This window comes from Devosia aquimaris (genome assembly GCF_020169335.1).
In the GTDB taxonomy this organism is placed as follows: domain Bacteria; phylum Pseudomonadota; class Alphaproteobacteria; order Rhizobiales; family Devosiaceae; genus Devosia; species Devosia aquimaris.
Window position 1 is genome coordinate 1,254,755 of sequence record NZ_JAIEZN010000001.1, and the last position, 22,828, is coordinate 1,277,582.

General features: G+C 64.6%; 21 protein-coding genes and 1 riboswitch. Of the genes, 6 read left to right on the forward strand and 15 right to left on the reverse strand.

Going from position 1 to position 22,828, the window contains the following annotated elements:
• Window positions 1-25 precede the first annotated feature (25 nt).
• Genes K1177_RS06040 through fgd form a run of 5 tightly spaced genes read right to left on the reverse strand, consistent with a single transcriptional unit; the run spans window position 26 to window position 4,676 of the window.
• Window positions 26-826 carry an ABC transporter ATP-binding protein gene (locus tag K1177_RS06040; protein ID WP_224702406.1) on the reverse strand — a complete coding sequence of 267 codons (801 nt, stop codon included), beginning with the start codon at window positions 824-826 and terminating at the stop codon, window positions 26-28.
• A complete protein-coding gene (locus tag K1177_RS06045) occupies window positions 823-1,842 on the reverse strand; it encodes a putative F420-0 ABC transporter permease subunit (protein ID WP_224702407.1) in 1,020 nt (339 codons plus the stop codon). The genes K1177_RS06040 and K1177_RS06045 overlap by 4 nt, the downstream gene beginning before the upstream one ends.
• On the reverse strand, window positions 1,839-2,786 hold the full coding sequence (locus tag K1177_RS06050) for a putative F420-0 ABC transporter substrate-binding protein (protein ID WP_224702408.1): 948 nt from the start codon (window positions 2,784-2,786) through the stop codon (window positions 1,839-1,841). Before K1177_RS06050 ends, K1177_RS06045 begins: the two co-directional genes overlap by 4 nt.
• 4 nt (window positions 2,787-2,790) lie before the next feature.
• Window positions 2,791-3,627 (reverse strand): coenzyme F420-0:L-glutamate ligase, encoded by an 837-nt coding sequence (gene cofE / locus K1177_RS06055; RefSeq protein WP_224702409.1) that lies wholly within the window; start codon window positions 3,625-3,627, stop codon window positions 2,791-2,793.
• Window positions 3,628-3,680: 53 nt separating this feature from the next.
• Entirely contained in the window at window positions 3,681-4,676 is a 996-nt protein-coding gene (fgd, locus tag K1177_RS06060; RefSeq protein WP_224702410.1) for a glucose-6-phosphate dehydrogenase (coenzyme-F420), read from the reverse strand.
• 757 nt (window positions 4,677-5,433) lie between these two features.
• Window positions 5,434-5,648, forward strand: a riboswitch (cobalamin riboswitch).
• A gap of 111 nt (window positions 5,649-5,759) precedes the next feature.
• On the opposite strand from fgd, the gene K1177_RS06065 reads away from it, so the two are divergent.
• Genes K1177_RS06065 through K1177_RS06075 form a run of 3 tightly spaced genes read left to right on the forward strand, consistent with a single transcriptional unit; the run spans window position 5,760 to window position 8,636 of the window.
• Window positions 5,760-6,566, forward strand: coding sequence for an ABC transporter ATP-binding protein (locus tag K1177_RS06065; protein ID WP_224702411.1), 807 nt, complete (start codon window positions 5,760-5,762; stop codon window positions 6,564-6,566).
• 30 nt (window positions 6,567-6,596) lie between these two features.
• Window positions 6,597-7,535, forward strand: a complete 939-nt coding sequence (locus K1177_RS06070) for an ABC transporter substrate-binding protein (protein ID WP_396120141.1) — start codon at window positions 6,597-6,599, stop codon at window positions 7,533-7,535.
• Window positions 7,536-7,574: 39 nt separating this feature from the next.
• Window positions 7,575-8,636: a FecCD family ABC transporter permease gene (locus K1177_RS06075; RefSeq protein ID WP_224702413.1), complete on the forward strand. Its 1,062-nt coding sequence runs from the start codon at window positions 7,575-7,577 to the stop codon at window positions 8,634-8,636.
• Between the two features lie 28 nt (window positions 8,637-8,664).
• Here K1177_RS06075 and K1177_RS06080 read toward each other — a convergent pair whose 3' ends face one another.
• Window positions 8,665-9,432 (reverse strand): EF-hand domain-containing protein, encoded by a 768-nt coding sequence (locus K1177_RS06080; protein WP_224702414.1) that lies wholly within the window; start codon window positions 9,430-9,432, stop codon window positions 8,665-8,667.
• Window positions 9,433-9,640: 208 nt separating this feature from the next.
• Between K1177_RS06080 and mazG the strand changes: the two genes are divergently transcribed.
• Complete coding sequence (gene mazG, locus K1177_RS06085; protein WP_224702415.1) at window positions 9,641-10,450, forward strand: nucleoside triphosphate pyrophosphohydrolase; 810 nt, start codon at window positions 9,641-9,643, stop codon at window positions 10,448-10,450.
• A 150-nt stretch (window positions 10,451-10,600) separates the two neighbouring features.
• Here the strand turns inward: mazG and hflX are convergent, their stop codons facing one another.
• From hflX to dusB, 7 genes are all read right to left on the reverse strand, one after another.
• A complete protein-coding gene (hflX, locus tag K1177_RS06090; RefSeq protein WP_224702416.1) occupies window positions 10,601-11,974 on the reverse strand; it encodes a GTPase HflX in 1,374 nt (457 codons plus the stop codon).
• 6 nt (window positions 11,975-11,980) lie between these two features.
• The gene (gene hfq, locus K1177_RS06095; protein ID WP_137151945.1) at window positions 11,981-12,232 is read right to left on the reverse strand and encodes an RNA chaperone Hfq; all 252 of its coding nucleotides are present in this window, start codon (window positions 12,230-12,232) and stop codon (window positions 11,981-11,983) included.
• Window positions 12,233-12,418: 186 nt separating this feature from the next.
• On the reverse strand, window positions 12,419-13,801 hold the full coding sequence (gene ntrX, locus K1177_RS06100; RefSeq protein WP_224702417.1) for a nitrogen assimilation response regulator NtrX: 1,383 nt from the start codon (window positions 13,799-13,801) through the stop codon (window positions 12,419-12,421).
• The gene (locus tag K1177_RS06105) at window positions 13,801-16,026 is read right to left on the reverse strand and encodes a sensor histidine kinase NtrY-like (protein WP_224703702.1); all 2,226 of its coding nucleotides are present in this window, start codon (window positions 16,024-16,026) and stop codon (window positions 13,801-13,803) included. The genes ntrX and K1177_RS06105 overlap by 1 nt, the downstream gene beginning before the upstream one ends.
• Window positions 16,027-16,419: 393 nt before the next feature.
• Complete coding sequence (gene ntrC, locus K1177_RS06110; RefSeq protein ID WP_224702418.1) at window positions 16,420-17,865, reverse strand: nitrogen regulation protein NR(I); 1,446 nt, start codon at window positions 17,863-17,865, stop codon at window positions 16,420-16,422.
• On the reverse strand, window positions 17,862-18,998 hold the full coding sequence (locus K1177_RS06115; protein WP_224702419.1) for a two-component system sensor histidine kinase NtrB: 1,137 nt from the start codon (window positions 18,996-18,998) through the stop codon (window positions 17,862-17,864). Before K1177_RS06115 ends, ntrC begins: the two co-directional genes overlap by 4 nt.
• Window positions 18,995-19,975 (reverse strand): tRNA dihydrouridine synthase DusB, encoded by a 981-nt coding sequence (dusB, locus tag K1177_RS06120; protein ID WP_224702420.1) that lies wholly within the window; start codon window positions 19,973-19,975, stop codon window positions 18,995-18,997. The genes K1177_RS06115 and dusB overlap by 4 nt, the downstream gene beginning before the upstream one ends.
• Before the next feature lie 199 nt (window positions 19,976-20,174).
• Here dusB and K1177_RS06125 point away from each other — a divergent pair, with 199 nt between their 5' ends.
• The gene (locus K1177_RS06125; RefSeq protein WP_224702421.1) at window positions 20,175-21,368 is read left to right on the forward strand and encodes a bifunctional 2-C-methyl-D-erythritol 4-phosphate cytidylyltransferase/2-C-methyl-D-erythritol 2,4-cyclodiphosphate synthase; all 1,194 of its coding nucleotides are present in this window, start codon (window positions 20,175-20,177) and stop codon (window positions 21,366-21,368) included.
• Window positions 21,365-21,874 carry a CinA family protein gene (locus K1177_RS06130; protein ID WP_224702422.1) on the forward strand — a complete coding sequence of 170 codons (510 nt, stop codon included), beginning with the start codon at window positions 21,365-21,367 and terminating at the stop codon, window positions 21,872-21,874. The genes K1177_RS06125 and K1177_RS06130 overlap by 4 nt, the downstream gene beginning before the upstream one ends.
• A 72-nt stretch (window positions 21,875-21,946) precedes the next feature.
• Here the strand turns inward: K1177_RS06130 and K1177_RS06135 are convergent, their stop codons facing one another.
• Both K1177_RS06135 and K1177_RS06140 read right to left on the reverse strand, forming a co-directional pair.
• On the reverse strand, window positions 21,947-22,312 hold the full coding sequence (locus K1177_RS06135) for a VOC family protein (RefSeq protein ID WP_224702423.1): 366 nt from the start codon (window positions 22,310-22,312) through the stop codon (window positions 21,947-21,949).
• Window positions 22,313-22,382: 70 nt separating this feature from the next.
• The gene (locus tag K1177_RS06140; protein ID WP_224702424.1) at window positions 22,383-22,826 is read right to left on the reverse strand and encodes a type II toxin-antitoxin system RatA family toxin; all 444 of its coding nucleotides are present in this window, start codon (window positions 22,824-22,826) and stop codon (window positions 22,383-22,385) included.
• Window positions 22,827-22,828 lie beyond the last annotated feature (2 nt).

Below are 22,828 nucleotides of genomic sequence, written 5' to 3' on the forward strand. Positions count from 1 at the left end.
CGGCGCCAATGTCAATCGCCTTTGCTCAACGCGCGTCGGCCAACACCGGGCCATCATAGGCAATGAGCGGTCGCCCGCTGGCCGGATGCGTCAGTACGCTGGCGCTGACGCCATAGACCGATCGCAACAGGGCAGGGGTCAGCACGGTTTCGGGCGTCCCCTGGGCCACCATCCGACCACCGGCCAGCACGATCAACTCGTCACAAAAGCTGGCCGCCAGATTGAGATCATGGATGGCCAGCAGCACCGTGGCGCCGGCCCGGGCCCGCTGCCGCAGCAGTTCGAGAATGGCAAACTGGGCATGGATATCGAGGTGATTTGTGGGCTCGTCCAGCAGCAGGAGCTGCGGCTCTTGCGCCAGGGCACGCGCCACATGCAGCCGCTGCTGCTCGCCACCGGAGAGGCTTTGATAGGCACGCGCCCCCAGAGGCGCCATGCCGACCGCTGCAAGAGCCGCGTCCACGGCGGCATCATCCTCGGGGGAGGGGGCCGACTGCCAGACGGACTGGAAGGGTATGCGCCCCAGCTGCACCACCTCACGGGCGCTGAGATGCACCTCGGCCAGGCCGCTCTGCTCCACTAGCGCCGAAATCCGCGCCCGCGCCCGCCGCGGCATAGTCGGGAGGTCTACGCTTTTGAAGCGGATAGACCCATGGTCGAGCGGGACCAGCGCCAGGGCCGCCTTGAGGAGGCTCGACTTGCCGGCGCCATTGGGACCGATGAGCCCTGTCAGCCGCCCGGCTTCGGCGCCACAGTTGACGCCATCGAGCAGCACAGCCGAACCGGCGCGCACACAAACATCGGAGAAGACAAGGCCCGCGTTCATGTGACCCGCCGATAGCGCAGGAGGACGAGCAGGAAGATCGGCGCGCCCAGCAGCGCCGTGATGATGCCGACGGGCAGTTCGCGCGGGGCGAAGAGGCTGCGCGCCGCCGTATCGGTCCACACCATAAAGCTTGCGCCCACCAGCATGGCGACGGGCAGCATGACGCGGTGGCGCGAGCCAGTGGCCAGCCGCACCACATGCGGCACGATGAGCCCGACAAAGCCGATGGCCCCGCCGACGGCGACCAGCGATCCCGTGAGCAGCGCCGTAGCGCCCAGCAGAAGCCAGCGCAGGCGCGCGACATCGACGCCCAGCGTCGCCGCCGCCGCATCGCCAAAGGCAAAGGCATCAAGCGCCCGGCCGGCAAAAAGCATGGGCACCCCGAGCACAAGGACAGCCGCCAGCACCACGCCGGCGTCGGCCCATCCGGAGCCGCTGAGCGAGCCCATCAGCCAGCTCAGGATCTCGCGGTAGGAATCCCCGGTTGCCGACCAGAAGATGAGAAAGGATGTGGCGGCCGACATCAGCGCCGAAATCGCAATGCCCGAGAGGATCGCCCGCGACGGCGTGGCGCCGCCGAGCAGTCTGGTGATCAGCAGCGTCAGCGCCATGGCCGCTCCGGCACCAGCAAAGGCGCCCAACGGCATCAGCAGCGCCGCGCCGATCAGGAGGAAGACAACCGCGCCCAAAGCCGCGCCGGAGGAAAGGCCGAGGAGGTACGGATCAGCCAGCGGATTGCGCGTCAGCGCCTGCATGATTGCGCCGCAGAGTGCCAGCCCCGCACCAATGCCGGCCGCGACCAGCACGCGCGGCAGGCGCAGATCCCAGATGATGGCGTCGCGCAACCGCGTCACCGGCACCTCGCCGGGCAGGCCCAGATGATGGGCAATGGTCTGCCACACCTCGGTGGCAGCGATGTCGGCGGGACCAAGGGTCACCGCCAACACCAGGCTCAGGGCCAGCAGCGCCCACAAGGCGCCATTCAGCGCACGTTGCGGACCCCGGTTCAGGCTCACGGCGTAAAGGTCAGCGCGGCCAGCTGCGCCGCCATGTCGACGGTGGCGGGCACATTGCGCACACCGGCTTCCGAGGCCGGGAAGGGCACCACGAGGTAGCGCTGGTTGACCACGGCATCGAGCTTGCTGGTGACCGGGTTTTCCGCCAGCAGCTTCTTCTTCTGCGCGGCCGAGTTCCAGGCGGCATCGACCAGCACGATCACATCGGGATTGGCATCGACTATGGCTTCCCAGCTGCTGGCGAACCAGCCGTCATCGACATCGGCGAAGATATTGGTAAGGCCGAGCGCCTCCATGATCATGGCCGGGGCATTGCTGCCGGCGCCGACATAGGGCGCCTTGGTGCCCGAGGAATACCACACGGCGGTGAGCCCGCGCGTATCGGCGGTGACACCGCCCAGGGCCGTGCGTTGTTCTGCGATCAGGGTGTCGGCCGCAGCGCTGGCGTCAAAAATGGTGCCGATCTCGGCAATCTCGGCAAAGACGCCATCAAAGGTCAGCTTGGCCGGCTTGATCGAACGGCAAGCGGCAGGCGCGACATAGCTGGCAACGCCGAGATCCATCAGGCTCTGCCGTTCACCGGCGCCATCGGCGGCAAAATTGCTCTCCCAACCGCCATAGACCAGGTCGGGCTCGGCCTCGAGCACCACTTCCTGGGATGGCACCTTGTCGGCCAGCACGGGCAAGCCGGCAGCAGTAGCGGTCCAGGGCTCGGGCGCCGGATCGTCCTGGAAGCCGACGCCGACGATGCGGTCGGCCAGGCCCAGGGCCAGCAGCATTTCGGTGGTGGACGACTTTATCGTCACCACGCGCTTGGGCGCGGCGGCGAAACTGACCGACACGCCGCAATTGTCGACGGTCAGCGGATAGCTGGTCTCGGCTAATGCGGCTGTGCTCGTCAACGCGGCGAGAGCAAGGGCTAAAAGGGCACGGGAGGCGCGCATGGAATCAATCCTGATGCTGGGCTTGGGGTGGGGAAACGGCCGGCGCATCGTCGCGCCTCTCTGCCTGGGCGGCGGCATAGCCCAGGCGATAGGCCTCGGCGGAGCCAAAGCGGAACATGTCATCTTCCACCGAGCGCACCAGCGTGCGGGCGCCGGGCGCGTCGATATCGACCACCAGCCGGTCCAGCCCGCGCACAATGGCGACCGGAATGCCGCTGGCCTTGCCCTTGACCAGGTCTGCGGCGCCAGCCAGCTCATCGGCCAGCACGGTTATGGTCACCTGCAGCGGCCTGCCATTGGCATCGACGCCGCCGCGCATGTCGTCGGTGACGATGACACCGGCAGCGCCGATCGCCACATCGGTCTGCCCGACGCGCCAGGGGCGCCCGAAGGTGTCGGTGATGATGATGCCCAGTCGCAGGCCGAGCGCGTCCCGCAGGCCGGCGCAGAGCTGGCGCGCGGAGAGATCGGGATCCTCAGGCAGGCGCAGCGCCACGCCGTCGGGCACATTGGAGGTATCGATGCCGGCGGCAGCCATCACCAGGCCCTGGCGGGTCTCGACGATCTGCGTCACGCCACCCGGATGCACGCGCTCGGCCACCACGCGCACGGTATCAAGCGCAATGGCCTTATCCCGATCGGCAACCGGCACCTGGCGTCCCTCGGCCTTGGAGACAATCTTGCTGGTGACCACCAGAATATCGCCGTCGCGCAAGGCGCTCTCGGCATCCTCAAGCGCCTGACGCGCCACAGCATCGGCAATCATCGAGACCAGATCATCGCCGGCCGCGATTTCGGGCAGTCCGGTCAGGCCCCAGACGGAAAAGCGTGGCAAACTCATTGGCAATCGTCCGTGCGTGGCTGGCAGATGGGGCAGGGGGCCTGTTCCCGGCGCTAGAGCGCCTTGAGGCGCGGCAGGATATCGCGCGCGTAAAGCTGGAGGAACCGGCTCTGGTCATCACCGGGCGCATGGAACACCAGGTGATCAAAGCCATAATCGATATAGGTCTTGATCGCGGCGACATGCTCGTCCGGGTCGCTCGAGACAATCCAGCGCTTGGCAATGCGCTCGATGGGCAGCGCCGCAGCCAGCCGTTCCATTTCCTCGGGATCTTCCACCGAGTGCTTTTCCTCGGCCGACAGCGACAGCGCCGCCCAGCCGCGGGTGTTGTTCAGCGCCACTTCCGGATCAGGATCGTAGGAGACTTTCACTTCGATCATGCGCTCGAACGGCTTGTCCGCCAGCGGGGATTCCTGCCGGCCCAGCGCCACATTGGGCAGCAGCTGGTCGACATAGAGCTCGGCGCCCTTGCCGGACGTGCAGATGAAGCCGTCGCCGGCGCGACCGGCATATTTGGCATTGAGCGGCCCGCCGGCCGCCAGATAGATCGGCACCATCTCGTCGGGCTTGTCATAGATGGTTGCGTTCTGCGTCTTGTAGAACTCGCCCTCGAAGCTGACGCGATCCTCGCTCCACAGCTGGCGGATCAGCGCCACGGCCTCGCGCAGCCGCGCCGACCGCTCCTTGAGTTCGGGCCAGACCATGCCTGTGGACGGCACTTCATTGAGTGATTCACCCGTACCGACGCCCAGTATCACGCGATTGGGGAACATGGCGCCCAACGTGCCGAAGGCATGCGCAACAACCGATGGATGTAACCGAAAGGTCGGCGTCAGAACCGAGGTGCCCAGCACGACGCGCTCGGTGCGCGCCAGCACGGCAGCCATCCAGGACGGCGCAAATGGCGCATGGCCATCGGTGTGCTTCCAGGGCTGGAAATGGTCGCTGACGAAGACCGAGTCAAAGCCAGCTTGTTCAGCTTCGACGGCAAAATTGAGCAGTTTGGTGGGCGCGAACTGTTCCGCCGACGCCTTGTATCCGAAGCGCATTGCCATCCTCCATGCCCATGCCGACAACAATACTTTGACCAATTGGTCAAAATTGTCCATCGGATTCTTGCACACCGTGCCGGACAAGAATCCCCAGGCTCAGGGTGGTCATCTGGACAGCGCGGCGCAACCGCAATGATGTCCCGTAGGACAATAGGTCGGACAGATTGCAGGCGCATGGCATTGGCCGCACGTTGCGTACAGAGGCGACGCCTTTTGCGGGCACGCTGACTGGTGGGTGCTGAAAAGCCAGACGGCCATCGCAGCGATCAGACGTCTGCCAGCGGCGCACAATGCTGCGGCACGACGTCGAGCTTGCAATCCGCACGCTGCGCGGCATCGAGCGTGGCGTCTGCCAACGGCACAGCTCTGGTGTCTGGCCGGGCGCCGTACTGCACGACTGAAGTGGACGACAACGGGCCGGAGGACGAACAACGGACTTGCCAGGGGCATTTTGCACAGCAAGATGCGGAAAACCGCATTCGGCACGTTCAAAAGGCCGCTCAACCGCCAAACCTCAGCAAATCAGCCGCTTTCCCATCCACAAAAGTTCCATAATATATATTATGCGAATTACAGATAGCGGCTTGTGTTGGACTATTCGCTGCTGTGTTTGCCCTCCCTCGATCTACCTGTGCTGCCTGGCGCTGCAAACGCCAACACGTTGGCAAGCGGCAATTCCCCAGACGCAGGTCTATCCGGAGCTCCCCCCAACCACGCGCCTGATCCGCCATTGACACGACTCTGTCCGCTGCGCTTTATCACTCGCGTTGAAGGTTCCTCGGCGGTCGATTGCCAACGGGGATTAAAAGGGAACACGGTGCGACGTACCCATCAGGGCGCAAAACCGTGGCTGCCCCCGCAACTGTAAGCGGTGAGCTCTTCCAGGACACCACTGGCCTTTATGGGCTGGGAAGGTTGGAAGCGCTGCGACCCGCGAGCCAGGAGACCTGCCATCGACATCCATGAAACCCGGCCGGGGTGTGCCGAGGGGAACAACGATGGCGCTCGACGACCACCACATCGCAGCATTCTGCCTGATCGGTTCTTTCGCACCGCCCTGCCCATTGGCGGAGCCACGCGATGGATCTGGCGCGACGACTCGTCGGCGATAATCCGGCCCGACTGACTGTCGACAGGCTGAGCTGGGGCCCGAGGGGCCACCAGCCGATCATTGCCGACCTAAATTTCGTTGTCGAGCCCGGTGCCATGCTGGCCGTGATCGGCCCCAATGGCGCCGGAAAATCCAGCCTTTTGCGCTGCCTCTATCGCTATCATCGCCCCACGATGGGCCGCGTGCTGCTCGATGGCGCTGATATCTGGGAGACCCAGCCCAGGGCCCTCGCCCGCCGCGTCGCCACCGTATTGCAGGAATCGGCGTCCGACTTTGGGCTCAGCGTCGCCGAGATCGTCGAGCTTGGCCTGACGCCGCATCAGCAGCGCTTTGGCGCCCCGGCCTACGAGCCCGTTGAGGATGCGCTGGCGCTGATGCAACTTACCACACTGGCGCCTCGCGATTTTGCCTCGCTCTCCGGCGGCGAAAAGCAGCGCGTGATGATTGCCCGGGCACTGGTGCAGAAGCCCGACCTGCTGATCCTCGACGAACCCACCAACCATCTCGACATCCGCCACCAACTCGATGTGCTGGCGCTGCTCGCCGCATTGCCGACAACGGTGGTGGTGTCGCTGCATGACCTTGCGCTGGCCGCCGCCCATGCCGATCGCGTGCTGCTGCTTGATCAGGGCCGCCAGGCCCAGTTCGGCGCGCCACTCGATGTGCTGACACCCCGGGCGATCCGCCAAACCTTTGCCGTCGAGACCGCCGTCGACAGCCATCCGGCCACCGGCCGGCCCCGCTTTTCCTTTCACCGCGATAATTCAGAGATTTAGGAGATTTTGATGCGCGTTTTGCCCCTTTTGATGGCCTCTGCCCTTTTGGCCTGCGCCCTGCCCGTACCGCTGACCATGGCTTCTGGCTTTCCCGTGACGGTGAAGAGCTGTAACCGCGAGGTGACCTTTGACGCGGCACCCCAGCGCGCCATCTCCAACGACGTCAACCTCACCGAGATGATGCTGGCCCTGGGCCTGACCGACCATATGGCGGGCTACACCGGTGTGTCGGACTGGAAAACCCTGGACGAGCGGCTGCGCCAGGGTGTCGCCGCCCTGCCCGAGCTGTCGCCGGATTATCCCAGCAAGGAAGTCCTGCTCGGCGCCGATGCCGATTTCTACTTTGCTGGCTGGAACTACGGCATGAAGGTCGGGGGCGAAGTGACGCCAGAGACGCTCGCACCCTTCGGCATCGCCGTCTATGAGCTGACCGAGAGCTGCATCCACATCATGGACAAGCCCAAGGCATCCATGGACGATCTCTATGCCGATCTGCGGAACCTCGGCCGCATCTTCGGCGTGGCCGAAAAGGCCGAGACCCTCGTGTCCGGCTATCGCCAGGAACTGGCCAATTTCACTGCCACGCTCGACACCAGCGGCACGCCGCCAGCGGTCTTTGTCTATGACTCCGGCGAAGACAAGCCCTTCACTGCCGGACGCTTTGGCATTCCCACGGCGCTGATCGAGGCCGCCGGCGGCCGCAATATCATGGACGATGTGCCATCGAGCTGGGTCAGCATCGGCTGGGAGCCGGTCATCGAGCGCAATCCCGACGTCATCGTCATCGTCAACTATGGCGATGTCACAGCCGATCAGAAGATCGATTTCCTCAAGTCCAACCCGGCCTTCTCGGCCATTCCCGCCGTGGTCAACGACCGCTTCGTCGTGCTCGACTATGTCGAGGCGACGCCCGGTCCACGCAATATCGAGGCCATCAAGCGCCTTGCCGCCGCTTTCCATCCGGCCTGACGGAGATCAGGGCCGGCTTCGCGCCGGCCCGCCACACCAATGTCGCACAAGCACCTCGTCGACGGGCCACGCCACGCCCTGATCCACAACCTGCCGCTCGCCATTGCCGGCTTGCTGCTTCTGCTGTTGCTGGTCGCCATGCTGGCGATCAGCGTCGGTGCCATTGCCATTCCGCCCGACATGGTCTGGCGCGTGGTGGCCAGCCATGTGTTTCCCGGCAGCATCACGCCGGACTGGTCGGCCGGCCGCGACAATATCGTCTGGGAGGTGCGCCTGCCCCGTGTCCTGCTGGGCGCCACGGTCGGCGCGAGCCTCGCCGTCGTTGGCGCCGCGCTGCAGTCAGTGACGCGCAATCCGCTTGCCGACCCGCATCTGCTGGGCGTGTCCTCGGGCGCGGCGCTGGGCGCCATTCTGGTGCTGCTGCACACCGGCATGTTCCTCGGCCTTGTCACCGTGCCGCTGTTCGCCTTTGGCGGCGCGCTGCTCAGCACCGCTCTCGTGGTCGGGGTTGCCAATTTCGCCGGTGCCACCAATGCCAGCCGCCTCGTGCTGACCGGGGTAGCCATTTCCTTTGTCATCACCTCACTGGGGAGCCTCGCCATCTTCCTGGGCGATCCGCGTGCGGCCCATACGGTGATCTTCTGGATGCTGGGCGGCCTGGGCCTGGCGCAATGGGCGCAACTGCCCTACCCGCTCGCCGCCCTTCTTCTGTGCGGCACGGTTCTGCTGGTCAATGCGCGCAATCTCAATGCCATGACGCTGGGCGATGAAAGCGCCACTACGCTTGGTCTGCCCGCCGGGCGCTTCCGGTTGTTGATTTTTGTCGTCTGCGCCCTGCTCACCGGCGCAGCCGTGGCCTTTTCCGGCGTCATTTCCTTTGTCGGGCTGATGATCCCGCATCTGGTGCGCCTGGCCATCGGCGGCGACTATCGGCGCGTGCTGCCGCTCTCGGCACTGGTCGGCGCCATCTTCCTGGTGCTGGCTGACATGGTGGCGCGGGTCATCATCCCGCCGCAGGACCTGCCCATTGGCGTTATCACCGGTCTCGTCGGCGGCGTGTTCTTCATCGCGCTGATGCGTCGCAATGGCCGGCTGGGCTAGGGCCCCACGCCGGCCAACCGCCCCTGCCCTAGCCAGCGCTGTCGCCGACATCCGGTGCAGGCGCAGTCGCGCCACCAAACTGGGCCAACAACCGGCTCAGCAGCGCCGCGCTAAACTCAGCGCTGCTCACGCGCGCCCGCATGGCCTCTGGCGTCTCCGGCTCAGGGACAGGCTCGGCAGGCATGCCGGCGTCAGGACTGCGGGCGGCCCCCTCCTTCGCGATCTGGATCATTTCCCTTTCCGCGTCGGTCATGTCCTCTTCGGCAATCTGCTTGATGGGCATGGCCGTCATGCCCGACGTGTCCAGCCGCTGCGCCACCAAGATATCATCCTTGGTGATGGCGTTGCGATCAGCCCCTTCCCGGAACATCACCGCGATATTGGGTAGTGCCCCATTGTCGAGATAGTTGGCCTGATTCATCACCTTGTCGGCTTCGATCTCCTCGCGGTTCAGCACCCCATTGCCGTCCACATCGACCCGGGCGAAATAGGCGTCCTTGGCCTGTTGCGCCAGTTCGGCCCGCGCCGCAGGGCTCATCGCCTTGTTATCCTGAACCGTCAGAAGCTGGCCGATGACATCGCTCGACAGCAGCTTGCCGGGCCATTCCTCAAGGCTGAGCGCGCCATCCTTGTCGGCATCCTGAGCTGCCATGACCTGCTCAAGCTTGCCCTTCTGCCCCACCTGATCGAGCAGCTCGGACATTTCCGCGCCGGACACCTTTGCGTCCCGGTCCTTGTCCGCCAAAGCGAACAGCCGGTTGAGCAATGTTCCGCCAACACTACTGATCTCCGTCATCCTCTGCCCTCGAATGTTGATTGCTGAGAGGGATTTAGCAATTCTCGTGCCACATGCGCAGGGCGGGATTTCCGGGCTTTTGCCCGCTCTTGTGCTGCAGCCAATGCTGCCTGTGGGCAAGATTTGCCCGACAGACCCGGCAACAATGGCGACTCTGCCTTTGCCGGCGCGCTAGGCTTGGGCAGTGATTCCAACCCGTGAGCCCGCCATGCAGCCCTCCCGCGACCTGTCCCGCCTCATCGAGATCATGGCGGCGCTGCGCAATCCGGTCGGCGGCTGCCCCTGGGACCTCGAGCAGGACTTCGCCAGCATCCGCCACTACACCATTGAGGAGGCCTATGAGGTCGCCGACGCCATCGAGCGCGAGGATTTTGATGATCTGCGCGAGGAACTGGGCGACCTGCTGCTGCAGCCCATCTATCACGCCCAGATGGCCAGCGAGGCCGGCTATTTCGACATTGGCGATGTCATAGAGGCCATCACCGAAAAGCTCATCCGCCGCCATCCCCATGTGTTCGGCGAGGAAGCCGCGCGCAATGCCACAATGGCCAAGGGCCAGTGGGAAGCCATCAAGGTGCAGGAACGCGCCGCCAAGGCCGCGCGCAAGGGCGACAGCACACCCTCATTGCTCGACGACGTTCCCCAGGTGCTGCCCGCCCTCGCCCGGGCGGAAAAGCTGACCAAGCGCGCCGCCAAGGTCGGCTTTGACTGGCCGGACCTCGCTGCCGTGCGCGCCAAGGTCGAGGAAGAACTGGCTGAAGTGGCCGAGGCCGAGGCCGGTGGCAACGCCGCCGCCGTGCATGAGGAAATCGGCGACCTGCTGTTCGCCGTGGCCAATCTGGCGCGCAAGGCAGGCGTCGACGCCGAGGGCGCGCTGCGCGACGCCAATCTCAAGTTCACCCGGCGCTTCCACCATGTCGAGGCCCGCTGCCGCGAGGATGGGCTGGATCCCGCGACGGCTGGCTTGGAGCGGCTGGATGGCTATTGGAACGAGATCCGCGCGGCCGACAAGGCCTGACAGCATTGCACGCCTGAGTGGCCGAAGGGTCATTCAGGCTGAGTCAAAAATGGCGGCTTTCGAACACCGGACCGTACGTTTGGGCACCTGAGGATCGGCAGCGCAGAAAACCGTCATTTTGCAGACCAGCATCAACGGCCTGGCGGCCGCTCAGGCGTCCGAGCCTTCGATGCGGCCGTTGAAGCGTTCGAGGAACGCCGTTTTGTGCCGTGGCTCGATGCGCACCACAAAGCCGGTGCCCGTCTCTGTGGGCTCGTCACGCGAGATCACCTCGGCATGCGAATGCAGCCAGCCGATATCAGCCCCGGCGCTATGCGGCACATGCACGTGATAGGTGCGGCTCTTTTCGCCCAGCGCGGTTTCGATGGCCAGCAGCAGGGCATCGATCCCCTGCCCCGTCACCGCCGAAACCGGCACGGTCGCCGCGACCTTGCCCGCCGGAGCAATGCCGGCCAGGCGGTCGTCCAGATCCAGTTCGGGCTGGCCGAGCAGGTCGATCTTGTTCCAAACCTCGATGATCGGCGTGGTCTCGGCCGAAACGCCCAGATCACCCAGCACCTTGAGCACGTCATGCGCCTGGGCCAGGTGGTCAGGATTGGCCACGTCGCGGGCATGCAGGATCACATCGGCGTCCAGCACCTCTTCCAGCGTCGCCCGGAAGGCCGCGACCAGGTCGGTCGGCAGGTCGGCGACAAAGCCCACAGTGTCGCTGATCATGATCTCGCGGCCATGCGGCAGCTCGAGCTTGCGCACGGTGGTGTCGAGCGTGGCGAACAGCAGATCCTTGGCGAACACCTCAGCCTTGGTCAGAGCGTTGAACAGGCTCGACTTGCCGGCATTGGTATAGCCCACCAGGGCGACGATGGGCGTGCCGGTCCGCTGCTGGCGCTGCTGCGCGCGGGTCTTCTTGACCTTGTCGAGCCGGTCTTCGAGCAGCACGATCCGGTCCATGATCTGTCGGCGGTCGCTTTCGATCTGCGTTTCGCCGGGACCACCCATGAAGCCGCTGCCGCCGCTGCCGCGCTGGCGTTCAAGGTGGGTCCAGGAGCGGACGAGCCGCCCCTTCTGATAGTTGAGATGCGCCAGCTCGACCTGCAGCACGCCTTCGCGGGTTGCCGCGCGGTCGCCGAAGATTTCCAGGATCAGCCCGGTGCGATCGAGCACCTTGGCCCCGGTCTCGGTTTCCAGATTGCGCTGCTGGATGGCGGTCAGCTGCGCGTCGACAAGCAGCAGGTCGACCTTGTCGGCCTTGACCTTGCCCTTGAGCGTCTCGGCATGGCCGCCACCGATGAAGGTGGCCGGCTTGATCTCGCGCACCTTCACCACATCGACAAAGGCGATATCGAGGCCGATGGCATTGGCTAGACCGACGAATTCGTCGCGACGCGCCTCGATTGCATGCCCGGAGACATGGCCGCGCACATCGGGCACGACGACGCCGGCCCGATACGGATGGGCTTGCTGGTCGATGAACGGCTTGCGGCCGCCCGGCTGGACGGCCTCGTCGTCGTCGAATTCACTCATATGGTGTCAGTCGCTATCGTGGTTCTGTTCGGGATCGAACAGCTGGATCGGCGCGCCAGGCATGATGGTCGAAATGGCGTGCTTGTAGACCAGCTGCGATTGCGCATCGCGGCGCAGCAGCAGGCAGAAATTGTCGAACCAGGTGATGACGCCCTGCAGCTTGACGCCGTTCACGAGAAAGATCGTGACCGGAACCTTCTGCTTGCGGACATGGTTGAGGAAGGAATCCTGGAGATTTTGCTGCTTTTCGCTGGGCATTTTTGGCCTCGTTATTGCGGCATTGCTTTTCGCTGCCGGGCTGCGCTCGCCTGCCAGTCGGCGCCGAACCTGCCGCACAGACCGCGCCGATGTGATTTGTTCACAATTAAGACTATTGCACAGTTCGTTTTTCGTGCCTACCCGAAGCAGCCGCAGGGCTGCCCCGTTTTTTCGCATGGGATCAGATCACAATCCCAGCGACTTGATCTTGCGATGCAGGGCGCTGCGCTCCATGCCCACGAACTCTGCGGTTTTCGAGATATTGCCGCCAAAGCGCTCGATCTGCGCGAGCAGATACTGTCGCTCGAACACCTCGCGGGCCTCGCGCAGCGGCAGGCTCATCAGGTGAGCGGAAGCATCGGTATCGCCTACCGTCGGCAGCACCTCGCCAATGTCGGACGGCAGCATGGTGGCCGTGATCAACCCATCTTCGGGCTGCTGGTCCTTCATCAGGATCATCAGCCGCTCGATGGAATTGCGCAGCTGGCGGGCATTACCCGGCCATTCCTGCGCCTGCAGCACCGCCATGGCGTCATCGCCCACCACCAGGCGCTGCAGATTATGCATCCGCGCCACCTGTTCGATGAAGACATTAACCAGCGGCGGCACGTCCTCGCGGCGTTCCTTGAGCGGGGTCAGCGGCAGCGGCACAATGGAGAGCCGGTGGAAGAGATCGGACCGGAACTCCCCCGATTCCACCTGCGCGGCTACATTCTGCGAACTGGACGCGATGATGCGCACGTCGATCGGCACGGCCTGCGTGCCACCGACGCGGTTGAAGCGGTTTTCCACCAGCGTGCGCAGCAGCAGCGCCTGCGTTTGCTGCGGCAGCGTCGTCACTTCCGACAGGTAGAGCGTGCCGCCATGCGCCTTCTCCAGCGCGCCGACCTCAACCTTGAGGATGCCGTTCTTCTCGCGGGCCTCGCGGCCAAACAGCACCACCGGCACTTCTTCGGGGGCGTAAAGCGAGGCATTGATCTCCACGAACGGCGATTCAACGCGCGGACTGCGCTGGTGGATTAGCCGTGCCACCAGGCCCTTGCCCGCGCCCGACGGGCCGGAGATGAAGATGCGCGAATTGGTCGGCGCCGACTTCTCGATAATGCCACGCACCGCCTGCAAGGCCGGTGACGTGCCGACCATGTCGGCGCTCTTGGTCGCCGAGCGTTCCTTGAGCTCGGCCACTTCGGTGCGCAGGCGCGTGGCTTCCATGGCGCGCTGGGTGATGTGCAGCAGCCGGTCAATCTTGAACGGCTTTTCGATGTAGTCATAGGCGCCGCGGCGAATGGCCGAGACGGCCGTCTCGACATTGCCATGGCCCGAGATCATCACCACCGGCATGTCCGGGTGCTGGCTCTGGAACACATCGAGGAGCTGCAGCCCGTCCAGCCGCGAGCCCTGCATCCAGATGTCGAGGAACACCAGGCTGGGCCGCCGCCGCGCAATTTCGTTCAGCCCGCTGTCGGCGTCATGCGCCTGGCGCGCCTCATAGCCTTCATCCTCCAGGATGCCGGCGATCAGGTCGCGGATATCGTCTTCATCGTCGATGATCAGAATGTCGAGTGCCATTAGTTATGAACCGCCGCTGTGTTGAGCGGCTCCTCCTGTTGGGCGGTGGTGGTAGCGGCCTGAGCTGCCTCCCCTGCCTCTGCTGTCTTGGTCGGCGATTGCAACGGCAATGTGAAGGTCACACAGGCGCCGATGCGGCCGGTGGGATCGGGCTCGGCGTCGACCAGCTCGACGATGCCGCCGTGCTGCTCGATAATCTTGGCCACAATGGCCAGACCAAGGCCGGTCCCCTTCTCGCGGGTGGTCATATAGGGTTCGAGCAGGCGCTGGCGATTGTCCTTGGGCCAACCCTTGCCGTTGTCGGACACCGAAATGCGCGCATGATTGCCTTCGATGTGCCCCTCCACCCTTATGGTGGGCACAATGCCCTCGGCGCGGTCCACGGTCTCGAAGGCTTCAACCGCGTTCTTGATGAGATTGGTGAGGGACTGCGAGATCAGCCGGCTGTCGAACCAGGCAATGATCGGCTCATCGGGCAGCAGGGTGTCGATGGTGATCTCCGGCAGGCGCACGCTCTCGAGGAACACCGCCTGACGCACGGTATCTGACAGGTCCGCAATGTCGGGCGCCGCCTCGGGCATGCGCGCGAAGGCAGAGAACTCATCGACCATGCGGCCGATGTCGCCCACCTGGCGCACGATGGTGTTGATACATTTATCGAAAACCTCGCGGTCGTCTTCCAGCTTGGATCCATAGCGGCGGCGTAGCCGCTCGGCCGAAAGCTGGATAGGCGTCAGCGGGTTCTTGATTTCATGGGCGATGCGGCGCGCCACATCGGCCCAGGCGCTGGTGCGCTGCGCAGACTCGAGATCGGTGATGTCGTCGAAGGTCAGCACATAGCCCTTTGATTCCGTGATCGACCCTTCACGGGTCAGCTGCACCTGATAGGTGCGCCGGTCGGCTTCATTGCCCAGCTCGATCTGGTCGCGCACCTGGCCCCGGCGGGCCGAGCGGGCGCGTTCGAGAATGGGCGCCAGCTGCGGCATGACCACCTCGATCCGCTCGCCCATCAGGGCGATTTCGTCGCGCCCCAGCATTTCGCAGGCCCGCGCATTGGCCAGGGTGACCGTGCCGAACGGATCAAGCCCGATAATGCCAGCCGACACGCCTTCCACCACGGCTTCGGTGAACTGGCGCCGCTTCTCATTCATCTCATTGGCGGCCAAAAGCGCTTCACGTTGCGTCTTAAGCTGGCGCGTCATCGTATTGAAAACATTCGATAGATCGCGCAGGTCGCCGCTGCCTTCACGCACCGGCACCTGCACATCCAGATCGCCGCCGCTGACCCGGGTCGAGGCGATCATCAGGTTACGGATCGGGTCGACGAAGCGGTTGGCCAGGGCAATGCCGATCCACAGCGCGGCCAGCAGCAGCACCACGGCCAGGCCCACATACATGATGGTGAAGGTGATCTGGAACACCAGCCGGTTGGAGGCGTATTGCCGGTATTCGGTGATGTTCTCGTCAGTCAGCCGCATATATTCGAGCACTTCGGCTTCCACCGGGCGCGCCACGAACAGATAGGTGTCGTCATAGCCGCGCAGCTTGATCACCGAGCCCACCAGGTTCACCCGGCCCGGCGCGATTTCGGCCGGGATGCCCTCCACCAGCCCCTCGGTTATCCCATCGGGCAGGCGCGGATAGGCCCCCTGCACCGCAATCTGCGCCCGCATCAGCGTCTCGCCATTGGCATTGACCAGCGAGGTGAAGGGCAGCGAGCGGGTGACCGCCAGGGCCGTCAGAATGCCCTGGAAGCGCTCTCGGTCGCTGTCATAGGTCGGCCGCGCCTGCTCCAGTTCCGTGGCAACCCAGATGACGTCGTCGCGCAGCACCTGTGAGTGTTCCAGCAGATAGGAGCGCGCGACCAGGCGCGAGCTTTCCACCATGGCGCGGGTGCGCTCGGAGAACCATTGGTCCAGGCCCTGGTTGAGGGCGATCGTGGCCACCACGGCCACGATGGCCGCCGGAATGGCCGCCACCAGGGCAAACATGGTCACCATGCGGATCTGCATGCCGGCGCCAGCCTGCTTGTTCACGCGGGCGCGGATCAGCAGCGTCGCCTCGGTCAGCACCAGGGCGATCACCAGCAGGACGAGGATGCCGGTGACAATCCAGATCACCGTCCAGACCGTGGTGGACGGCTCGATATTGGTGGTGCCCGACAGAATCAGGAACGAGATCGACGACAGGATCACCGCCGCGACCACGACCACCAGACCCAACACGCGCAACGGACCAGTCCCGCTGGGGCCGAGTCGCGCGGCGCGCGACGGCCTGGAGGCGGGTTCAGCCCGATCTGCCGGCTTGGCCCCTTCGATCAACGCGGTTTCAGTCATTAGCGGCCCGGGCCACTCCACTTTCGAGCAACAAGGGCTGGAACCTGCCGCAATTCCGGCAACCCTTCAAGACAATTGTTGCCAAAATGTGACACTAACGATCGGCGCACCGCGCCAAATCGCGCCGGTGGCGCGATTTGAGATCGTTAGGCCCGAAGAGCTGCGCTCGAAGGGCAGCACGGCGGCCATGCCACAAAGACACGCCAGCGGCGTGTTTTCAGGCGATCAGACCCGTAGAGCTACGCTCGAAGGGCCCCGACAAGCCGCGAGGGCGATCCAGCCCTAGCTCCGCCGGCTATGCTTGACGATCTCGATGCTGTGCGTGCGGATCTTCTTGCGCAGCGTATTGCGGTTGAGACCCAGCAGGTCCGCGGCCTTGATCTGGTTGCCGCCACAGGCGTTGAGCGCCATGGCGATCAGCGGCGCCTCGACCTTGTCGATCACCCGCTGATAGAGCCCATTTGGCGGCAGATTGGGCTCGTATTCCCGCAGCAACTGGCCCACATGGGTTTCGACGGCCATGGACACGTCCACGGGCCCAGGCGCGCCAGGCGTATTGGGCCGTTCGGCAATGTTGAGCTCGCTCTGGACGATCTCGGCCGAAATGCTCTCGTCGGCATAGAGGGCCGAGAGACGCCGAACCAGGTTCTCCAGCTCGCGCACGTTGCCCGGCCAGGAGTAGTTCTGCATCAGCTTGATGGCTTCAGGCGAAATGGACTTGACCGGTTCGCCCTCGCGCTGCGCCACCTTGAGGAAGTGCATCGCCAGATCGCCAACGTCGTCCACGCGCTCACGCAGGGGCGGCAGGCGGATCGGCACCACATTGAGGCGGTAGTAGAGATCCTCGCGGAACAGGCCCTGGCGGATCATCTGGCTGAGGTCGCGGTGGGTCGCGGCAACGATGCGCACATTGGTCTTGATGGCATTGCGACCACCCACCATGGTGTATTCGCCCTCCTGCAACACGCGCAGCAGGCGCGTCTGGGCGTCCATGGGCATGTCGCCGATCTCGTCGAGGAACAGCGTGCCGCCCTCGGCCTGCTCGAACCGACCCGATGAGCGGGTATTGGCGCCGGTGAAGGCGCCCTTCTCATGGCCGAACAGCTCGGCCTCGATCAGGTCACGCGGAATGGCGGCCATGTTGATGGCCACGAACGGACCATTGCGACGCTTGCCGAAGTCATGCAGCGCCCGCGCCACCAGCTCCTTGCCGGTGCCGCTCTCGCCGGTGATCATCACCGTCAGATCGGTCTGCATCAGCCGCGCCAGGGCGCGATAGATGTCCTGCATGGCAGTGGAGCGCCCCACCAGCGGCATGGTCTCGCCCGGCTCCTCGGCCTTGCGGTCGGCCGTGGTGGGCTTTTTGGCATCGGCCAAGGCCCTGGCCACCACCGAGAGCACTTCCGTGATGTCGAAGGGCTTGGGCAGATATTCATAGGCGCCCACTTCCGAGGCGCGAATGGCGGTCATGAAGGTGTTCTGCGCCGACATCACGATCATCGGCAGATCGGGGCGCAACTTCTTGATCTTGGGCATCACCTCAAAGGCATTGCCGTCCGGCATGGCCACGTCGGTGATCAGGATATCGCCTTCGCCGCGGCTGACCCAGTTCCACATGGTCGAGATATTGCCCGTGGGGCGAACCTCGTAGCCGGCGCGGGTCAGCGCCTGGTTGAGCACCATGCGGATGGCGGCGTCGTCATCGGCGAGCAGAACGACATGGCTCATGGTGCCGTTTCCTCTTCTTGGATGGCTTGGAAAGCCCCGCTCGCAACGGGGAGCAAAATACGGAAGCGCGTGCGGCCGGGGCGGCTGTCGCAATCGATCACCCCGCCATGGTCACCCACGATCTTGGCCACCAGCGCCAGCCCGAGGCCGGACCCATTCTGCTTGGTGGTGACAAAGGGGTCGAACAGGAACGGCAGGATGTCGGGCGGCACGCCCGGGCCATTGTCCTCGATGACGATCTCGAGCGGCAGCGAAATGCGCTCGGAGACACCGGTCACGCTGATGCGGATGCCGGGCCGGAAGGCCGTCGAGAACTTGATTTCAGGTTTCTGTGTTCTTTCAAGGGCTTCCGAGGCGTTCTTCACCAAGTTCAAGATCACCTGGATGAGTTGGTCGCGGTTGCCATAGACCGGCGGCAGCGAGGGGTCATATTCCTCCGAGAAGGTGACGCCGCGCGCCACGCCATTGCGGGCCAGCAGCTTCACCCGGTCCAGGATCACATGGATATTGATCGGCTCGCGCTCCATCGGGCGCTCGTCGCCGAACACTTCCACCCGGTCGAGCAGATGCACGATGCGGTCCGTCTCTTCGCGGATCAGCCGCGCCAGCGGGATCTCGTCACTGCTGACGGTCTGCTCCAGCAGTTGCGCTGCGCCACGGATGCCCGAGAGAGGGTTCTTGATCTCATGGGCCAGCATGGAGGCCAGGCCCGTCACCGAGCGCGCCGCGCCGCGTGACACCATCTGCCGGTCGATCTTGTCGGCCATGGTGCGTTCCTGGATCAGCAGGGCCACCTGCCCCTGGCTGTCAGACAGCGGGCTGGCGAAGACGTCGGCCACCCGTTCGTCACCAAAGCGCGAGGAACCGACGCGCACGCGATATTCGGTCATCGGCGCCTGCCGCAGCACCACGGTTTCAACGAGGCTTATGATGGGCGAACCAAAGGCGATGAGATCGTCCAGCCGCTGGCGGGTCAATACGCTCAGCGAGGCGCCAAAGAAGGCCTCGGCGGCATAGTTCACGAACACGATCTGGCGGTCTTCGCGGCAGACGATGATCGGCTGCGGCAGAGCCTGGATAATGGCGGTGGTCGATGCCGGCGCCAGCGCGGTCTTTGCCTGTTCAGATGTCATGCCGCCACCTTGTAGTCGCCCGAGAACACGGTGCCGATCAGCGCCATGACCTCCTGGGGTGTTTCCGAATTGAGCAATACGGTGCGCATCGGCTTGTCGAGGGCAATGCCCGCCGCATCGACATACCAGCCCAGATGCTTGCGGGCGGCGCGCAGGCCAACGGCCACGCCATATTCGCTCAGCATGTCCTCATAGTGCTCGCGCACCAGGGCCACGAGCTCTGCACCCTCAGGCGCCGCCTGCGGTGCCCTGCCATCGAGCCCGGCGCCGATCTGGCCTACCAGCCAGGGCTGCCCCTGCGCGCCACGCCCCAGCATCACGGCGGCGGCGCCAGACTGCGCCAGCGCGGTCCTTGCCGCAGCGAGGTCGACAATATCGCCATTGACCACCACCGGCACGTCCACGGCCTCGACCACGGCGCGCACCAGCTCCCAGCGGGCGCTGCCCTTGTAGAACTGCTGCCGGGTGCGGCCATGCACGGTAATCATCTGTACCCCGGCGTCGACGGCCCGCCGCGCCATGTCGGCGGCATTGAGACTGTCATCGTCCCAGCCGAGCCGCATCTTGACCGTCACCGGCAGCGGCGTCGCCTTGACCACGGCCTCGACCAGCGTCATGGCATGGTCAGGCACGCGCATCAGCGCAGACCCGGAATAGCCATTGGTCACCCGCTTGGCCGGGCAGCCGAAATTGATGTCGATGATATCGGCGCCCGCGTCATGCACGATCCGCGCCCCGCGCGCCATCCATTCGGCCTCGCAGCCGGCCAGTTGCACCATATGCGGCAGGCGTCCCGGTCGCCCCAGCTTGCGGGCCATTTCGTGATTGCCGACAGCCAGCGCATTGCTGGCAATCATCTCTGACACCACCATGCCCGCGCCAAAGCGCTCGGCCTGCTTGCGAAACGGCCGGTCGGTGATCCCGGCCATTGGCGCGAGAAAAGCACTATTGCCAACGAAGTGGCTCCCGATGCTCAACTTGCAGGCACCTACCGACACAAACATGCCCCAGAAATGGTCAATCCTAAAAATATGCCTGCACAATAGTCAAAACCGCTGCCGGTGCAATCCCTTATCTGGTGACAATCCCGCGCGGGCAGCCCTGCCCTTGCCGCATGACTTGGGCAGCGCTAGACCACGATGACATGACGGTTTCACGTCCGAGTTTGCTTCGTCCATGCGTCAAAAATCCATTGCCGTCATCATCGTCGCCGCCGGTAAGGGCGAGCGCGCCAGCACCGATGGCAGCCCCGATCCAAAGCAGTATCGCCTCCTGGCGGGCAAGCCCATGCTGGCCCATACCGTGGCCGCCTTCCAGGCGCTGCCACAGGTCACCACCATCCTCACGGTCATCCATGCCGACCATCAGGCGCGCTATGCCGCCCTGGGGCTGGACGATCCACGCCTCTTGCCGCCGGTGATCGGCGGCGACAGCCGCCAGGCCTCGGTACTCGAAGGGCTCAAGGCCCTGGCGCCGATGCGGCCAGACCGCGTGCTGATCCACGACGCCGCGCGGCCCTTCGCCAGCCCGCAACTGATTGGCGACGTCATCGCCCTGCTCGATCAATATGACGGCGCCCTGCCCGCTCTGCCGGTCACCGACACCATCAAGCGAACGCTCGATGGTCGCCATGTCGCCACCACCGAGGACCGCAACCAGCTTGCCGCCGCCCAGACACCCCAGGGCTTCCGCTTCGGTCAGATCTTCTCGGCCCATATGCGCGCCGGCACCGTGCGCCGCCAGTTTACCGACGATGCCGAAATCGCCGAATGGGCCGGCCTACGTGTCGCCATGACCATGGGCGATCCCGACAATATCAAGCTCACGTTCAGTCCGGACTTTGCCCGCGCCGAACGCATCCTGTCCGGAGACAGTCTCATGGAAACCCGCATCGGCACCGGCTTTGACGTGCATGCCTTCGTGCCTGGCGATCACGTCTGGCTGGGTGGCGTGCGCATTCCCTATCACCATGCCCTCAATGGCCACTCCGATTCCGACGTGGCCCTGCATGCCCTGACCGATGCGCTCTATGGCAGCATCGGCGCCGGGGACATCGGCGTCCACTTCCCGCCGTCCGACATGCAGTGGAAAGGCGCGGCCTCAACCATCTTTCTCAAGCATGCCGGTGATTTGATCGGCCAGGCGGGGGGGCGCATCGTCAATCTGGACGTGACAATCGTCTGCGAAGGGCCGAAAGTCAGTCCACATGTCGCGGCCATGCGCGCGGTCATCGCCGAGACACTCAACATCGCGCCAGCAAGGATCGCGATCAAGGCAACGACAAGCGAGAAGCTCGGGTTTACCGGGCGGGAGGAAGGTATCGTGGCAATGGCAAGTGCAAGCGTAGAAGTGCCGAGGGTGGAGTCATGATCGCCAAACCCGCAGCAAAAGCCACCGACAAGGCGCGGCAGGTCATCGACCTGCTCACCGAGGTCAATCGCAACATCGTCACCGCCGAGAGCTGCACCGGCGGCATGATCGCTGCCGCGCTCACCGACGTGCCCGGCTCGTCCTCGGCCTTCTATGGCGGTTTCATCACCTATGCCGACACCGCCAAGTCGCGCATGATCCATGTGCAGGCCCGGCTGATCCGCGACTATGGTGCGGTCAGCAACCAGGTCGCCCGCGCCATGGCCGATGGCGCCCGCAACACCGCCCATGCCGACTATGCCGTGGCGGTCACCGGCATCGCCGGCCCCGATGGCGGCTCGGAGAAAAAACCTGTGGGCCTGGTCTATGTCGCGGTGTCGTCCGAACTGGCCACCGTCGTCATCGAGCATCGCTTTGGCGACCTCGGCCGCGACGCCATCCGCGCCGCCAGCGTCGAGGCCGCGCTCGATCTGGTCATCGAAGTGCTCAAGGGCAGCAAGGCCTGAACGCATCTGTCGGCCCCCGTCGACGCCTGCCGGCGGGGCCCGGCCCCTGCCCTTGTGCCAGCCGCTGGGCGGCTAGGCGCCGACCAGCACGAACACATTGCCGTCCGGCGCCAGCATCACCGCCACATGACCGGATTCGGTGGCAAAGGGTTCGCGGATCCAGCTGACGCCGGGCATCTTGCTGATCTCAGCGAAACTGGCGCGCACATCATCGACCGCCAGCTCGATCTCGGTGAAATTGACGTCGGGATTATCGCTCAGCACCAGCTCGGAACTGGCCGCATCGGCGAATTTGAGCCCGAGCAACGTCCAGACGGCCCCATTGGGCAGGCTGCGCTCAATGATCCAGCTGCGCCGCAGCCCCAACGACACATAGAAGGCCTCGGACGCAGCCACGTCCTTGGTCGGGATACAGACACATTCAAGTTTGCGGATCATTCTGCCCTCGATTCCATCGAGAACATATCAGGAACAATCCTGAACCAAAAGACCGATCCGTCAGCCGCCGCTAGGCGCCGAAGCGCCGGTCGGCCTCGTCGGCAAAGGCCTGCATGATCTCGTCCTGCTTGGCGGCAAAGGCCGGCTCGGCAATGGCGGCGATGAACGGGTTGGAGATCTTGAAGTCGATCTCGAAGCGCACCCGCGTGCCCATGCCCTCCGCCTCGAAGCGCCAGAGACTATCGAGATAGGCAAACGGACCATCGACTGCCTTGGCGGCGATGGTCAGCGCGTTGGGGTCACTCGTCACCCGGCTGGTGTAGGCCTGGGTGATTGGTCCGAAATAGAGCGTCATCGTTGCCAGCTTCACCCGTCCGTCGCGCGAGGCCGGGTCATCGCGGACCACCATGGCCTTGCAGTTGGGCACGAAGCGCGGATAGTCCGCCAAGTCGTCGACGATTTCGAACATGCGCTGGGGCAGATGCGGCACATGCCGCTCGAAGAATCGATTCATGG

What these genes read in the sequence shown, in the direction of transcription:
- K1177_RS06040 (WP_224702406.1), bottom strand. Translation starts at nt 826, where the DNA reads ATGAACGCGGGCCTTGTCTTCTCCGATGTTTGTGTGCGCGCCGGTTCG.
- K1177_RS06050 (WP_224702408.1), bottom strand. Translation starts at nt 2,786, where the DNA reads ATGCGCGCCTCCCGTGCCCTTTTAGCCCTTGCTCTCGCCGCGTTGACG.
- cofE (WP_224702409.1), bottom strand. Translation starts at nt 3,627, where the DNA reads ATGAGTTTGCCACGCTTTTCCGTCTGGGGCCTGACCGGACTGCCCGAA.
- fgd (WP_224702410.1), bottom strand. Translation starts at nt 4,676, where the DNA reads ATGCGCTTCGGATACAAGGCGTCGGCGGAACAGTTCGCGCCCACCAAA.
- K1177_RS06065 (WP_224702411.1), top strand. Translation starts at nt 5,760, where the DNA reads ATGGATCTGGCGCGACGACTCGTCGGCGATAATCCGGCCCGACTGACT.
- K1177_RS06070 (WP_396120141.1), top strand. Translation starts at nt 6,597, where the DNA reads ATGGCCTCTGCCCTTTTGGCCTGCGCCCTGCCCGTACCGCTGACCATG.
- K1177_RS06075 (WP_224702413.1), top strand. Translation starts at nt 7,575, where the DNA reads ATGTCGCACAAGCACCTCGTCGACGGGCCACGCCACGCCCTGATCCAC.
- K1177_RS06080 (WP_224702414.1), bottom strand. Translation starts at nt 9,432, where the DNA reads ATGACGGAGATCAGTAGTGTTGGCGGAACATTGCTCAACCGGCTGTTC.
- mazG (WP_224702415.1), top strand. Translation starts at nt 9,641, where the DNA reads ATGCAGCCCTCCCGCGACCTGTCCCGCCTCATCGAGATCATGGCGGCG.
- hflX (WP_224702416.1), bottom strand. Translation starts at nt 11,974, where the DNA reads ATGAGTGAATTCGACGACGACGAGGCCGTCCAGCCGGGCGGCCGCAAG.
- hfq (WP_137151945.1), bottom strand. Translation starts at nt 12,232, where the DNA reads ATGCCCAGCGAAAAGCAGCAAAATCTCCAGGATTCCTTCCTCAACCAT.
- ntrX (WP_224702417.1), bottom strand. Translation starts at nt 13,801, where the DNA reads ATGGCACTCGACATTCTGATCATCGACGATGAAGACGATATCCGCGAC.
- ntrC (WP_224702418.1), bottom strand. Translation starts at nt 17,865, where the DNA reads ATGAGCCATGTCGTTCTGCTCGCCGATGACGACGCCGCCATCCGCATG.
- K1177_RS06115 (WP_224702419.1), bottom strand. Translation starts at nt 18,998, where the DNA reads ATGACATCTGAACAGGCAAAGACCGCGCTGGCGCCGGCATCGACCACC.
- K1177_RS06125 (WP_224702421.1), top strand. Translation starts at nt 20,175, where the DNA reads ATGCGTCAAAAATCCATTGCCGTCATCATCGTCGCCGCCGGTAAGGGC.
- K1177_RS06130 (WP_224702422.1), top strand. Translation starts at nt 21,365, where the DNA reads ATGATCGCCAAACCCGCAGCAAAAGCCACCGACAAGGCGCGGCAGGTC.
- K1177_RS06135 (WP_224702423.1), bottom strand. Translation starts at nt 22,312, where the DNA reads ATGATCCGCAAACTTGAATGTGTCTGTATCCCGACCAAGGACGTGGCT.
- K1177_RS06140 (WP_224702424.1), bottom strand. Translation starts at nt 22,826, where the DNA reads ATGAATCGATTCTTCGAGCGGCATGTGCCGCATCTGCCCCAGCGCATG.